Raw genomic sequence first — 14,467 nt, 5'->3', positions numbered from 1 at the left:
GCCCGGGACATGAGACCGCATTTTGCGGCACCCTCCTGAAACAACAGCCGTTCACACCTTCACGCGTTTGTCAGGGCGCGCGCCTGTTCGGCCGCATCTTTCCCGCCGAGTGTTGTTTTCAGGTCATTTACTTTATTTCGAACATTTCCTTTGTTCCCTCTGCTGGCTGGCCCTTGGCGGCCGTGCGTGGAAACCATCCGGTTAACGGGCGCGGTTAAGATTGTCGGGACGAGCGGGCAATTGCCGGTTTTGCGTAGATTTGGACGACCCGTTCGGGGGAAGGGGAAATCGATGTCGATGAGGATTGCTGTGGCGCTGGCCGCCACCATCGGGGCTGGGGTCTTGATGTCGACGGCGGCGGAGGCGCGGCCGGAAATGGTGGGGGCACACCTGGCCGACTATTCGCCGGGCACCATCGTGGTCAAAACCAACGAACGGCGGCTCTATCTCATTCTCGATAACGGCCACGCCGTGCGCTATCCGGTCGGCGTCGGCAAGTCCGGCAAGCAATGGGCCGGCACCACCCGCATCGACGGCAAGTATCGCAATCCGGCCTGGTCGCCGCCTGCCGAGGTGAAGCGCGACAAGCCGAGCATTCCGGACGTCATTCCCGGCGGCTCCCCGCGCAACCCGATGGGCGTTGCGGCGATGACGCTCGCCGGCGGCGAATATGCGATCCACGGCACCAACGTGCCGGGCTCGATCGGCGGCTTCGTCTCCTATGGCTGCATCCGCATGCTCAATGAAGACATCACCGATCTCTACAGCCGCGTTTCCGTCGGCACCACGGTGGTCGTGGCGCGCTGAGCGCAGCGACCAGATTCAAGACAGCCAAAGCCGCGTCACCCGACGCGGCTTTTTTGTTACCAGAAGCGCCAGCTGCGCGCGCACCAGCCGTCGCGATGACCGCCATTGTAGCTGCGCGCATAACCGCCCGCCAGCAACGCGGCCGAGACGTTGGCGGTACGCTTGGTCGCGACGTCGGCAAGGACCCGCCCGTATTTGTCGGCGCCGAGATTGGTGATGGTGACGCCGCCCTCACGAAGCAGCCCCCGCAGCGCGTCGGCGGCAGCCTCAGCCTTGTCCAGCTCTTCCTGGCATGATGCTTTCATCTCCGGCGCATCGATGCCGCGCAGGCGAACCCGCGCGACGAGATCGCGGCCGCCCTGCTGATGAAGACGCGCAAGAAAGGTGTCGCCGTCGATGGTGCGGATGACGTCGACTGGACGACGAGCATCGGCGGGACCGGCCTGCTGAAGGATGATCTCGGCGTCCTGCGACCGACCGTCGGCTCCGTGCGGAACCGGCCAGTTCGCTCCGTGCCGGAAGACGAGCACGATCGCCACCACGATTCCGACCACGAACATCCATGGCAACAGGCCGGAGAAGCGGCGGCCGAACGACGAGCCGACGAATTGCGGCCGATAGGCATTGGGGCGATCCTGGAAACGCATCGGCTCACGCTAGGGCTGAGTCGGGGATGACGGCAAGGCACGATCCGACGCGCGGCCTGCTGCCAACGCGCGTCTCGTCCGGATCGTGACCGGTCGTAAAGTCCACCTGTGCAGAGAACGCTATTCCAAGCGTGGCGGATAAGGCAGCCGCAACGCTCCCGTTGTCGATTAACTCACCCGCTCTACGCGCGCTGCATCTCCGATCGAGTTGGTTCTACGCCAAGCTGCATCGAGCTTTACCACGAGCCGATCGCTGGCTTCGAGGGTGACGGCCGTGGCTAGAGTGCTCATATGCTCTGCCGTCCATAGCAGATGGCTGTCGGACCAGAGCTCTTGTGTCCAAAGGATGGCATTGCATAAGCCCGGCGCGACAAGGTCCAGGCTCAACTCGGCTGGATAAGGTGCCGTTTGCGTCTCTGCACCGTAGTTGATGTCGGCAACCTGGCTTTCTCTGCTCAGTTTGCGGAATGCGCCGCGCAGATAACGATAACCCCCACTTCCCCACGATGGAGACCATTCGTAGTCAGCGCTGATGCGCGGGCGCGCCATCGTTTGTTGTAACTCCGTGCGCGCCGTCTCGAACAGCGTCGTCAAGCTAAGCTGATACCGCTTTTCCATATCGGAAATAGTGCGGCGCAGATCATCCAGTTCGGTACCGGCGTCGACACCGGGCCATTCACAGGCAACACCGGAATAGCGAACCCGGTCCGGTATGATGATGCAATTCGGCCTGCCGAATTGCTCGCGCAAAGCGTAAACAAGCGTTGAGCGAGCCTCGTCGACAACGAGATGATTCGTATAGACGAAGGCGATAATGGCATCGAAGCCACCATTGAGCGTGTCGCGCGACTGGGTTGTGAGATCGCCTTCGACGAAGCGGATCTTGTTTGAAAGACCATTCTCCTCGGCCAGGGCGCGCGCGAGCTCCACATTCTCGCGATCGATCGCAACGACCTCAGAAGCGCCCGCCTTCGCAGCGAGGAACGACATGAGCCCGGTACCACAGCCGGCGTCGAGCACGCGCATTCCGGGTCGGATGAGCCGTTCGATGGCGCGTGCAACGGCCATGGTGCGATCGACTCGTGCGAGCAGCCTGACATGCGTAATGCTAGAGAACAGTGGGTTGTGAAAGGAATGGGCGGGTTTCGTAGCTGTCGACATCGGCGGAAGTCCGGGTGCTATGGTTGATTCCACTTTCAGTTCGGGTGTTGGCATCGTCTCGGAGACCGACGCTAAGCCAAAACTCTCACCACGTTGCCGGCCGGAAGATCAATACCGGCGTTTCAAATCATAAGTTTCAATCGTGTGAGCAGCTCGGGGGCGCGGCGTCTGGAACTGGTCGTCCGGCTCCGCTCAAAATTCTTTCACCTGTGCATAGGCTATTGCTATCTTAAGATGTGTCAACGACATTCGACGCCTGTACCCGCCTAAGTAGATTCGGCCCACCGTCGGAATGGCCCCGGCGCGGAGCGGAGCGGAACTTAGCAAGTTCCGGATTCGGATCAGGGAACGCGACAGATGGCTCTCGTTTGGCGCCAAATCCCGCTCCACTAGCGTGGCGGATCAGAAGTTCGCCAAACTGGTGTTGCGAAAATGGCGGCGACCACGATCCCGGACGCCATCTCCGATGGCTGCCGCGCAGGCGGATGTCGCGGCCGCGACCACCCTTGCCGGAGGCGAATGTGCGATTCACGTCGCCAACCAGCCCGGAACAATCGACGTCTTCGCATCCTGTGACTGCATTCGCACGCTGAACGAAGACGTTTCCGATCTCTAGAGTCACGTTTCGCTCGCCACCACAAAAGGTCGTGGGCGCTGACGTAATTGATGCTGCGCGGCTTGCTGTTTGCGGCGCATCCACGCGCTGAACGACGCCATCATCGCCGTCACCAGCCTCGTTTCGGATGATCACGATTGGCTGAAGCAGCGCGACCCCGTAATTCTACCACCGGGTGTGACACTGTTCCGTGGCTACTTTGCTTAAAGCTGCAATTCGTTTACGCGAATTTCAATTTTTGGTTGCCAACTGCCAAGGGTATTTGCTGGGACGGGGGTTCACGATGGCATCCTTCAAATTTCGTATCGGTACAAAGCTGGGCATCGTCTCAGCGATCAGCATCCTGCTGGTCGGTGGCATGCTGATCAATCAGACGCTGGGCAATCGGTCGATTGTCGCATCCAACGGCTTGTTGATTCTCAACTATCTCAACAAGGGCAATGCGCAGTCGGCGCAGACAGCGATAGCGCGGGCGCAGACAACCGCTCTTGAGATCGCGTCCGCGCCGTCAGTCGCAAGAATCGATGAGCTCCTTCAGGTTCTCCGCGCCAACGTGACCAAAGCCGATACGGAGATTGATACCGCGCGCGATCGGGCCAAACAGCAGTTTACAAAGGATGCCTATCAGGCGGCCCGGCAAGCAGTGGACGCCTATCTGACCAGCGCCCTCGAGCTTGCGGAGGCGCAAAAGCGCGTCATTGGCGCCAATGGAGGGGCCGAGGCGGAAGCGGCGAAGGCCCGCGTTCTTAACGAGCGTACGTTCCCGGCGGCTGCACAAGTCAATGCTGCCATCGACAAAGGGGTGGACATCGCCAACGACTACGCGGCCAGGCGTAAGAGCCAGGTGCTGGAGGAATTGGATTCTACCGCTAATTTGGCGCTCATGATCGGCGTGGCCGTCATGTTGACGCTGATCGGTTCCGCAGTCTTCGCGGTATTGAACATCGCCCGACCGATCCGGCGTATCGGCGGTGTGCTGCTGCAGCTCGCCGACGGCAACAAGGCCATCGAGATTCCCTTCACGACCCGTGGCGACGAAATCGGTGACAACGCCCGTGCGGCCCGTACCTTCAAGGACAATCTGATCCGCATCGAGCAGATGGAAGCCGAGCAGAAGGATCTGGAGGCCGCAGCCGCCGCCCGGCGCAAGGATGAGATGATGAAGCTCGCCGGCTCGTTCGAAGCGGCGGTCGGTAGCATCATCACCTCGGTATCGTCAGCCTCCAAGCAACTCGAATCCGCAGCCGGCACGCTGTCGGGGACGGCAGAGGAGACGCAACAACTCTCCGGGATGGTGGCCGCAGCTTCCGAAGAGGCCTCCGCCAATGTCGGCGCTGTGGCTTCCGCCGCAGAAGAGATGAGCACATCGGTGGTCGAGATCGGCCGGCAGGTGCACGATTCCAGCCGCATCGCCGGCGAAGCGGTGAGGCAGGCCGAGCGCACCGACGCGCAGATCAACGAACTGCTCAAGGCTGCGGGCCGGATCGGCGACGTCGTCAAGTTGATCACCGCGATTGCGGAGCAGACCAACCTGCTGGCGCTGAACGCCACGATCGAGGCGGCTCGCGCCGGCGAGTCCGGCCGCGGCTTCGCCGTGGTCGCGAGCGAGGTCAAGGCCCTCGCGGCACAAACCGCGAAGGCCACGGAGGAAATCGGCGCGCAGATCGCCGGCATGCAGAGCGCGACGGAAGACTCCGTTGGCGCGATCAAGGAGATCAGCGCCACCATCGCCAGGATCTCGGATATCTCGACGACCATCGCTGCAACCATTGAAGAGCAGGGTGCTGCGACGGCCGAGATTGCGCGCAATGTCAACGAGGCAGCGAAGGGAACCGTCGAAGTTGCGGACAAGATCGCTCAGGTCAGCCAGGGCGCCAGCGCCACCGGCGCTGCGTCCGGACAGGTGCTGTCATCGGCGCGCTCGCTCTCCAGCGAGAGCGGACTCCTGAAAGCCGAGGTCGAGAAGTTCCTCGAGACGGTGCGCGCGGCCTGATTTGATTTGCGGCGAGCATCGCGTCGATGCTCGCCCGTCGCAACCCCGGTAAGTCCCGGGTTTGACGGCAATCAGAAAACAACTATAGGTGGAGGAGCCCCGAAACGCGCGATCATCGTCGCCAGCGGTATCTGTTCCAGGGAGCCCCAACACATGCACAACAGCCAGGTCTTCGCCGATTCTCTGCAACGAATGGCCGATCTGATATGCCAGCAGCACAGCTCGCTCGACGTCATGCCGCTCTCGCCAGTTGGCCAATTCCAAACCAGAACAGTCAGTCTCGAGACCTTGATGCGGGAAGTCACCGAGTGCCTTTCCGCAAGCTTTCGGCAGCGGCCGGCGCACGATTTTCCGATGCTGCATTTCGCATGGGGAAAATGCCGCGTCGGGTCGACGGCGCTGACCAACCTGTTTGGCACGATGGGAATGCCCTCATACTACCAGCCGGTGAAAGCCATCCTGCGCGATGCAATGGTGGGCAACTCATTGAGACCCTGGATCGTGCCATCAGCGAGCAATAGCCCGAACATCTTCAGCAAGGAGACGATGGGCCCCTATGTGCTCGCGGAAAGTCTGTTCAATCCCTTACGGATATTGATTGATGCGGGCTATCCGCGACACCGGCTCCATTGCATCATGCTCGATCGCGAACCGGCAAGTTCACTGGCGTCGTGGATCGAAAAATGGTCGGACCGCGCTTCTGAAAAAACGCTGGTCCACAATTACGTTGCCGCCGCGCTCAACGCCGTGCGGGTGGCAAGCTACGCCGAACAACAGGACATTCCGGTCACTCACTACGTCTACGAGGTGAGCAAGGAGGCCGTATCGTCGGTTCGTATCCTGTTCGACCGCCTCGGCCTTTCGGACAGCTTCACCGAAAACGCCGTGACGTCCTGGCGAGAGCCGGGACAAGTGGAGGCGAACAACACGCGCGTCATCTTCCCGAGCGAAGCGACGATCTACAAGGTGCCAAATCTGCACACCTCCGATAGTGCCTATCGCTACCAGCGCCGCGCAACCGCGTCCCTGAGCGAAACCCAGCTCGACATTCTGGAGCGCTGCGGCGTTAACGATGCCTATCGCGCGTCGGTTGCCGCCTGCGTTCGCGACCTCCACCTGAACGCAACGACGTCGACGCGCTTGTTCGGCGACTGGTTTGCAGCAGCCGCGTGATCCCCATGCTTGATGTTCCCACAGTCGCCGAATCGTCCCTTCCAGGAAGGGCCGAAGGTGAACCCCTTCGCACCAGCCATCTTCAACGGCTGGAAGCGGAGAGCATCCATATCCTGCGCGAGACCGCGGCCGAGTTTCGCAAGCCGGTCATGCTGTATTCGATCGGCAAGGACTCCTCGGTGCTGCTGCATCTGGCGATGAAGGCCTTTCATCCCGGCAAGCCGCCATTCCCGCTGCTGCATGTCGACACGACCTGGAAGTTCCGCGAGATGATCGAATTTCGCGACCGCCGTGCACGCGAGCTCGGCCTCGATCTGATCGTCCACACCAACAATGACGGATTGAGCCAGGGCATCGACCCGTTCCGCCACGGCTCGGCCCGCTACACCGACGTCATGAAGACGCAGGCGTTGCGGCAGGCGCTGGACCTCCACGGCTTCGACGCCGCGATCGGAGGCGCCCGGCGCGACGAGGAGAAATCGCGCGCCAAGGAACGCATCTTCTCGCACCGGAGCGCGGCGCATCGCTGGGATCCGAAGAACCAGCGGCCGGAGCTGTGGAGCCTGTACAACACGCTGCTCGCACCCGGGGAAAGCATGCGGGTGTTTCCGCTGTCGAACTGGACCGAGCTCGACATCTGGGACTACATCCTGGTCGAGAACATCCCGATCGTTCCGCTCTATCTGTCCGCACCGCGCCCGGTGGTCGAGCGCGACGGCGCGCTGATCATGGTGGACGACGAGCGGATGCCGTTGCGCCCGGATGAAGAGCCCCGCATGCGCTCCGTCAGATTCCGCACCCTCGGCTGCTATCCCCTCACCGGCGCAACGACGTCGGACGCTGCAACCCTGCCGGAGATCGTGCGCGAGATGATGGCGTCACGCACCTCCGAACGGCAGGGACGCATGATCGATCGGGATAGCCCCGCGTCGATGGAGCGCAAGAAGGCGGAAGGATATTTCTGATGTCCTATCACGAGGCCCCCTCGATTGCCGCGCTCGATGCGCCGCGTCTGGATCAGGATGATCGCCCGACACTGCGTTTCGTCACCTGCGGCAGCGTCGATGACGGCAAGAGCACGCTGGTCGGCCGCCTGCTCTACGATTCGAAGACGCTGTTCGACGACCAGCTCGACGCGCTCGCCTCCGAGAGCAAGACGGCCGGCACCACCGGCGGCGATCTCGATTTCGCGTTGCTGGTCGACGGCTTGCAGGCCGAACGCGAGCAGGGCATCACGATCGACGTCGCCTACCGCTTCTTCGCAACCAAGCTGCGACGCTTCATCGTCGCCGACACGCCCGGTCATGCGCAATACACGCGCAACATGGCAACCGGCGCCTCCAACGCCGACCTCGCCGTGGTGCTGGTCGACGCCCGCAAGGGCGTAATCACGCAGACCCGGCGCCACAGCCACATCCTGTCGCTGCTCGGCATCCGCCACGTCGTGCTCGCCGTCAACAAGATGGACCTGATCGGATTCGACGGCGACCGCTTCGCGGCGATCACCGCCGAATACCTGACGCTGGCCGGACAGCTCGGGATCTCCCAGGTCCAGTGCATCCCGGTCGTGGCGCCCGACGGCGACAACATCGTCGCCGCGAGCACGCGCATGCCCTGGTACACGGGGCCGACCGTGACGGCCTATCTGGAATCCGTGGACGTGGCCGGCGACGTCTCGCAGCGGCCGTTCCGGCTGCCCGTGCAATGGGTCAACCGGCCGCATGCGGATTTTCGCGGTTTTTGCGGACGGATCGCCAGCGGCGCAATCGCAACCGGCGAGACCGTCACGGTGCAGCCATCGGGCCTTCGCACGCGCGTCGCGCGCATTCTCACACCCGGCGGGGAACGCGACCGGGCCGCGGCGGGCGAATCGGTCACGCTCACCTTGGCCGACGAGATCGACGTCAGTCGCGGCGACGTGCTGACGGCGGGCAGCGCACCGCTGGTGTCCGACCAATTGGCAGCCCATCTCGTCTGGTTCGACGACGAGGCCATGGTCGCCGGACGGCGCTATTTGCTCAAATGCGGCACGGCTTCGACCGGCGCAGTGGTCGCGACGCTGAAGCACAGCATTGCCATCGACACCATGGCGCAGGAGAGCGCGGCCACGCTCGATGTCAACCAGATCGGCTACGTCCATCTCAATCTCGACCGCCCGCTCGTGTTCGAGACCTATCGCGACGACCGCGACATGGGCAGCTTCATTCTCGTCGATCCGATCAGCCACCGCACGGCCGCGGCAGGAATGATCGATTTGTCGCTCCGCCGCGCCACCAATATTCATTGGCAGCGGGGCGCCGTCGACAAATCCATGCGCGCGCGGCTGAAGCAGCAGCGGCCCTGCGTGCTCTGGTTCACCGGCCTGAGCGGCGCCGGCAAATCGACCATCGCCGACCTCGTCGATCGCCGGCTTGCCGAGCTCGGACGCCATGCCGCGCTGCTCGACGGCGACAATCTTCGCCACGGCATCAACCGTGACCTCGGCTTTTCCAATGCGGAGCGGATGGAGAATGTCCGGCGTGTCGCGGAGATCGCGGCCCTGTTCGTCGACGCCGGCATGATCGCGCTGGCCGCGCTGATCTCACCCTTCCGCAGCGAGCGCGAGTTGGCACGCCAGCGGCTCGAGGCCGGCGAGTTCATCGAGATCCACGTCGCGACCCCGCTCGCCGAATGCGAGCGCCGCGATCCCAAGGGGCTTTATCGCAAGGCGCGGGCGGGCGAATTACCGGCATTCACCGGCATCGACCAGCCCTACGAGGCGCCGCAGGCACCGGAGATCACCATCGACACGTCGGAACTGTCGAGCGAGGCGGCCTGCGAGCGCATCATCGGCTACCTGCGGGAGCACCATTACCTGTAACGCCCGGTCGTGTCCGACCGGACGGACGGCTCAAAAATCCGAGGCGATGCCCTTGGTTTCCCAGTCGCCATAGCGGGTGGGCTCGGGCCCTTTCGGTCCCTGAAGCTCCTTCGGCCGCGCCTTGGCCTCCGCCGCCGCAGCCTGCCGGCGCGCCTCTGCTTCAGCCAGCGCGCGCTGGGCGGCCGGCGGGAGCTGCTTGCGATCGGGAACGGGAGGCTGGTCGCTCATGGTCCGGCTTTGTAGCGCAGGACGGCCCGCAACGCGACGTCCAATAACGCATTCCTGAAATCAGGCCGGGAGGGCTGAAAAAGCCGGAAGCGATTCTTACATTTGGCATATTCGCGTGCCAGAGATCGGTTTCTCTAGGCATGCGCCCATCGCGGCGGAACTGCCGCTCGCTCAGAACCTTAAGCCGCATGCCATCTCAACGTTTCGCCCCTCCGTCCGAAGTGCCTGGTCTCGCGGCGCGGCGGATTGCCGCCGACATTGTCGACGGCGTGCTGCACAAGCACCGCACGCTCGACGATCAGCTCGACGGCAGCGGCGCCCATCCCGGATTGAAGACGCTCGCCGATCGCGACCGCGCGCTGATGCGCCGCCTTGTCGCGACCGTGCTGCGCCGGCTCGGCACGCTCGGCCATGTGCTGTCCCGCCTGCTCGACAAGGGTATTCCTTCCGAGGCGCCGCGCGCGCAGAGCGCGCTGTTGATCGGTGCCGCGCAGATCCTCTGGATGGACGTGCCTGACCACGCCGCGGTCGATCTCTCCGTCCGCCTGGTGCAATCCGACCGCCGCGCCGCGCGCTATGCCGGCCTCGTCAACGCCGTGCTGCGCCGCTGCGCGCGCGAGGGCCAGGCGCTGGTCGAGGAAGTCGCCGGGAAATCGCTGGATCTGCCGCCATGGCTGCTGGCGCGCTGGAGCGCGCATTATGGCGAGGCCACCGCAAGAGACATGGCGCTGGCGCTCGGCCACGAGCCGTCGCTGGATCTGACCGTGAAGTCGGACGCCGAGCAATGGGCGAGCCGGCTGCATGGCGAGACGCTGCCGACGGGAACGGTGCGGATGCTGCTGCATGGCGCGGTGACCATGCTGCCCGGTTTCGCCGAGGGGCAATGGTGGGTACAGGACGCCGCCGCCGCGCTGCCGGCCCGGCTGTTCGGCGACATCAAGGGCAAGTCCATCGCCGATCTCTGCGCCGCCCCCGGCGGCAAGACCGCACAGCTGGCGCTCTCAGGCGCGCAGGTCACGGCCATCGACCGCTCGCCGGCCCGCGTGGCGCGGCTGCGCGAAAATCTGACGCGGTTGTCGCTCCAGGCCGAGACTGTCGTCGCCGACGCCGTGGAATGGGCCGGTCCGGCCGACGGCTTTGACGGCATCCTGATCGACGCGCCCTGCACCTCGACCGGCACGATCCGCCGCCACCCCGACGTGTCCTGGCTCCGGCAGGAATCCGACATCGCCGCGATGACCGCGCTCCAGCAGCGGCTGCTGAAGAAATCCGCCTCGCTGCTCAAGCCGGGCGGGACCTTGGTCTATTGCACCTGTTCGCTGGAACCCGAGGAGGGTGAGCAGGCCGTCGCCGCGCTGCTGGCCGCGGAGCCCGCGCTTCGCCGCGTCCCGATCGAGGCGTCGGAGGTCGCGGGCCTCGACGAAATCATCACGGCCGCCGGCGATCTGCGCACCCTGCCCAGCCATCTGCCGAACGCCGATCCCAAGCTCGGCGGGCTCGACGGATTCTACGCGGCCAGGCTCGTTAAATCCTGATTTTGCACCGGTTTTTGCAGCGACGCTGATTCGTACCCTTTCAAGATGGTGTCAGCCGTCCGATTTTGGGATTAATAAGGATTCGTCGGAATCCTCTCCCCCCTTCAAGGCAAGGCGTGTCGGTCGCTCAACGCAGACGTATCTCGACGCTGGTGATGAACCGCTTCGCGCGGAACATGCTCGCGCGCGCGAGCGGCGGTTCGGTTGCGCTGTCGCGGGTCTGGCCCGGCCGCACCGACCGGCTCATCATCGCGCCGCATGACTTACGCACCGCGGACGCGACCCGCGCCGCCGAGATCTATGCCGGCCGCTTCGTCTTCGCCGGCAAGATCGTCAACTGCCACGGCCGCTCGATCTTCGATCTCGAGCCGCCGTCGGAGGATTGGGAGGTCGCGCTGCTGGGCTTCGGCTGGCTGCGCCATCTGCGCGCCGCCGACACCGCGCTGACGCGGGCCAATGCACGCTCGCTGGTCGAGGACTGGATCGCCAATCCCGCCAACAAGCGCCGCGCCGTCGCGCGCCGCGCCGACGTGCTGGCGCGGCGCGTGATCTCTCTGTTGTCGCAGGCGCCCCTGGTGCTCAACGACACCGACAACAAATTCTACCGCCGTTATCTGCGCGCGCTGGCACGCGAGATCCGCTTCCTGCGCTACACCATGGTCAACATTCCCGACGGGGTGCCGAAGCTCCAGGTGCTGATCGCGCTGTGCTACACGACGCTGTGCCTCGCCAACCAGGCGCGCCACATCCGCAGCGCCTCGAAAAAGCTGTCGGACGAGTTGCAGCGGCAGATCCTGCCCGACGGTGGCCACATCTCGCGCAATCCGGGCGCATTGATCGAGCTCTTGATCGACCTGCTGCCGCTGCGGCAGACTTTTGCGGCGCGCAACATCGCGCCGCCGCCGGCGCTGCTCAACGCGATCGACCGCATGATGCCGATGTTGCGCTTCTTCCGGCACGGCGACGGCAATTTCGCGCTGTTCAACGGCATGAGCGCGACGCCCTCGGACCTGCTCGCGACGCTGCTTGCCTATGACGACACCCACGGCACGCCGATGGCGAACATGCCGCATACCGGCTTCCAGCGCCTCGATGCCGGCCCGACCACTGTCATCATCGACACCGGCCCGCCGCCTCCGGCCGGCGTCAGCCATGACGCCCATGCCGGCTGCCTGTCGTTCGAATTGTCGTCCGGCATCAGCCGCATCGTCACCAATTGCGGCATGCCCACGACTGGCCGCGACAATTGGCGGCCGTTCGCGCGCGGTACCGCGGCGCATTCGACGCTGACCTATCACGAGACGTCTTCATGCCAGTTCGTCGAGATGTCGGCGATGAAACGGCTGCTGCACGGCTCGCCCGTCACCAGCGGCCCGGTCGAGGTCGAGAGCTATCGCGAGATCGTGCAGAACGGCACGCTGCTGACGACGTCGCATGACGGCTATCTTGCCAAATTCGGCGCGATCCATCGCCGCGTGCTGATGATCGCCAATGACGGCGCGCGCATCGACGGCGAGGACACGCTGTCGCCGCCGCAGGGTGGACGCTTCAAGGGCGCGGATGCCGATTTCGCGCTGCGCTTCCATCTGCATCCCGCGGTGAAGGCGAGCCGGCTGTCGGATGCCCGCGGCGTCATGCTGGTGCTGCCGAACCGCGACGTCTGGACGTTCGAGGCGCTCGACGACAAGGTCGACCTCGAGGACAGCGTGTTCCTGGCCGGCAACGACGGGCCCCGCCGCACCGCCCAGATCGTGATCCGGCAGGATGCGCGGCAGGCGCCCTCGATCCGCTGGAGCTTTGTCCGCTCTACCGCTTCGCCGGCAGTGACCAACGCCCGCCGCAACGCCCGGCGCGAGCCGGAACTTCCGCTGTAAAGAGGCACGATCCGGCCCTATCTAGCCGTTGAGACCAGCGCCAAAAACTGCTATCGAGCGCTCGTTCGCGCGACTGGCGACCTTGGATGGAGCACCATCGGGAAGCGCGACACACATCCGCCGCGCGCCTGGGCATAGACACTCCTAAGACAGAGGATCTTGCTCATGACTGACCATCCCCGCCGCGTCACCCGTGCCCTGCTTTCCGTCTCCGACAAGACCGGCCTCATCGAGTTCGCCAAGGCGCTTGCCGCACATGATGTCGAGCTGGTCTCGACCGGCGGTACCGCCAAGGCGATCGCTGCCGCAGGCCTGAAGGTGAAGGACGTCTCCGACCTCACCGGCTTCCCCGAGATGATGGATGGCCGCGTCAAGACGCTGCATCCGAAGGTGCATGGCGGCCTGCTCGCGATCCGCGACAACAAGGAGCATGCGGAGGCGATGAAGGCGCACGGCATCGCGCCGATCGATCTCCTCGTCGTCAACCTCTATCCGTTCGAAGCCACCGTCGAGAAGGGCGCCGGCTTCGAGGATTGCATTGAGAACATCGATATCGGCGGCCCCGCGATGATCCGCGCCGCCGCCAAGAACCACGACGACGTCGCCGTCGTGGTCGAGGCCGACGACTACAAGGCCGTGCTCGACGAGCTCGCCGCCAACAGCGGTGCAACCACGCTGAAGCTGCGCCGCCGCCTTGCGGCAAAGGCCTATGCGCGCACCGCAGCTTACGACGCGGCCATCTCGAACTGGTTCAACCGTCGGCTCGAGATCGACGCGCCCGATTTCCGCGCCTTCGGCGGCAAGCTGATCCAGTCGCTGCGCTACGGCGAGAACCCGCACCAGACCGCGGCGTTCTATGCGACGCCCGACAAGCGCCCGGGCGTCTCGACCGCGCGGCAGCTCCAGGGCAAGGAGCTCTCCTACAACAACATCAACGACACCGATGCGGCCTATGAATGCATCGGCGAGTTCGACACCAAGCGCACCGCGGCCTGCGTCATCGTCAAGCACGCCAATCCCTGCGGCGTCGCGGAGGGCGCGAATCTGGTCGAGGCCTATCGCAGGGCGCTCGCCTGCGACTCCACCTCCGCGTTCGGCGGCATCATCGCGATGAACCGGGCGCTCGATGCCGACACCGCGCGCGAGATCACGAAGATCTTCACCGAGGTGATCATCGCGCCCGATGCCAGCGAGGAGGCGATCGCCATCATCGGCGGGAAGAAGAATTTGCGGCTGCTGCTCGCCGGCAGCCTGCCTGATCCGCGCGCGCCGGGCCTGACCGCCAAGACTGTCGCCGGCGGCCTTCTCGTGCAAAGCCGCGACAACGCGGTCGTCGACGACATGACCTTCAAGGTCGTGACCAAGCGTGCGCCCAGCGATGCTGAAATGCGCGACCTCAAATTCGCGTTCCGGGTCGCAAAGCACGTCAAGTCCAACACCATCATCTATGCCAAGGATCTCGCCACCGTCGGCATCGGCGCGGGCCAGATGAGCCGGGTGGATTCAGCCCGGATCGCGGCGCGCAAGGCGCAGGATGCGGCAGCAGAGCTGAGGCTCGCCGAGCCGCTCACCA

Annotated in this window: 12 protein-coding genes and 1 riboswitch; of the genes, 9 read left to right on the top strand and 3 right to left on the bottom strand. The window is 64.4% G+C overall.

Annotated elements, in window-relative coordinates:
* Nucleotides 1-291: 291 nt before the first annotated feature.
* The gene (locus PMI42_RS36130; protein WP_008144700.1) at nt 292-807 is read left to right on the top strand and encodes a L,D-transpeptidase; all 516 of its coding nucleotides are present in this window, start codon (nt 292-294) and stop codon (nt 805-807) included.
* A 56-nt stretch (nt 808-863) separates the two neighbouring features.
* On the opposite strand, the gene PMI42_RS36125 is transcribed toward PMI42_RS36130, so the two are convergent.
* Together PMI42_RS36125 and PMI42_RS36120 are read right to left on the bottom strand one after the other, a co-directional pair.
* Complete coding sequence (locus PMI42_RS36125; protein WP_008144698.1) at nt 864-1,454, bottom strand: thermonuclease family protein; 591 nt, start codon at nt 1,452-1,454, stop codon at nt 864-866.
* A gap of 168 nt (nt 1,455-1,622) precedes the next feature.
* Entirely contained in the window at nt 1,623-2,522 is a 900-nt protein-coding gene (locus tag PMI42_RS36120) for a methyltransferase domain-containing protein (RefSeq protein ID WP_157195886.1), read from the bottom strand.
* A 559-nt stretch (nt 2,523-3,081) separates the two neighbouring features.
* Between PMI42_RS36120 and PMI42_RS39560 the strand changes: the two genes are divergently transcribed.
* The 5 genes from PMI42_RS39560 (at nt 3,082) to cysN (ending at nt 9,257) form a co-directional block, all read left to right on the top strand.
* Nucleotides 3,082-3,231 carry a L,D-transpeptidase family protein gene (locus tag PMI42_RS39560; protein WP_008144694.1) on the top strand — a complete coding sequence of 50 codons (150 nt, stop codon included), beginning with the start codon at nt 3,082-3,084 and terminating at the stop codon, nt 3,229-3,231.
* Between the two features lie 283 nt (nt 3,232-3,514).
* On the top strand, nt 3,515-5,224 hold the full coding sequence (locus PMI42_RS36110; protein WP_008144692.1) for a methyl-accepting chemotaxis protein: 1,710 nt from the start codon (nt 3,515-3,517) through the stop codon (nt 5,222-5,224).
* A 153-nt stretch (nt 5,225-5,377) separates the two neighbouring features.
* A complete protein-coding gene (locus PMI42_RS36105; RefSeq protein ID WP_008144691.1) occupies nt 5,378-6,397 on the top strand; it encodes a hypothetical protein in 1,020 nt (339 codons plus the stop codon).
* A 5-nt stretch (nt 6,398-6,402) separates the two neighbouring features.
* The gene (gene cysD / locus PMI42_RS36100) at nt 6,403-7,362 is read left to right on the top strand and encodes a sulfate adenylyltransferase subunit CysD (RefSeq protein ID WP_008144688.1); all 960 of its coding nucleotides are present in this window, start codon (nt 6,403-6,405) and stop codon (nt 7,360-7,362) included.
* Nucleotides 7,362-9,257, top strand: a complete 1,896-nt coding sequence (cysN, locus tag PMI42_RS36095; protein ID WP_008144686.1) for a sulfate adenylyltransferase subunit CysN — start codon at nt 7,362-7,364, stop codon at nt 9,255-9,257. Before cysD ends, cysN begins: the two co-directional genes overlap by 1 nt.
* A gap of 30 nt (nt 9,258-9,287) precedes the next feature.
* Here cysN and PMI42_RS36090 read toward each other — a convergent pair whose 3' ends face one another.
* Nucleotides 9,288-9,485: a DUF1674 domain-containing protein gene (locus PMI42_RS36090; protein WP_008144683.1), complete on the bottom strand. Its 198-nt coding sequence runs from the start codon at nt 9,483-9,485 to the stop codon at nt 9,288-9,290.
* A gap of 188 nt (nt 9,486-9,673) precedes the next feature.
* Between PMI42_RS36090 and PMI42_RS36085 the strand changes: the two genes are divergently transcribed.
* From PMI42_RS36085 to purH, 3 genes are all read left to right on the top strand, one after another.
* Nucleotides 9,674-11,020, top strand: a complete 1,347-nt coding sequence (locus PMI42_RS36085) for an RsmB/NOP family class I SAM-dependent RNA methyltransferase (protein ID WP_008144681.1) — start codon at nt 9,674-9,676, stop codon at nt 11,018-11,020.
* A gap of 155 nt (nt 11,021-11,175) precedes the next feature.
* Nucleotides 11,176-12,894, top strand: coding sequence for a heparinase II/III family protein (locus PMI42_RS36080; RefSeq protein WP_008144679.1), 1,719 nt, complete (start codon nt 11,176-11,178; stop codon nt 12,892-12,894).
* Between the two features lie 59 nt (nt 12,895-12,953).
* A riboswitch (ZMP/ZTP riboswitch) is annotated at nt 12,954-13,035 on the top strand.
* Between the two features lie 24 nt (nt 13,036-13,059).
* The coding region (gene purH, locus PMI42_RS36075) for a bifunctional phosphoribosylaminoimidazolecarboxamide formyltransferase/IMP cyclohydrolase (protein ID WP_008144676.1) at nt 13,060-14,467 on the top strand (1,408 nt) is incomplete at its 3' end.

This window comes from Bradyrhizobium sp. YR681 (genome assembly GCF_000282615.1).
Lineage (GTDB): Bacteria > Pseudomonadota > Alphaproteobacteria > Rhizobiales > Xanthobacteraceae > Bradyrhizobium.
Note: the sequence above shows the minus strand (reverse complement) of the source record. Positions and strands in the feature narration are given on the sequence as shown.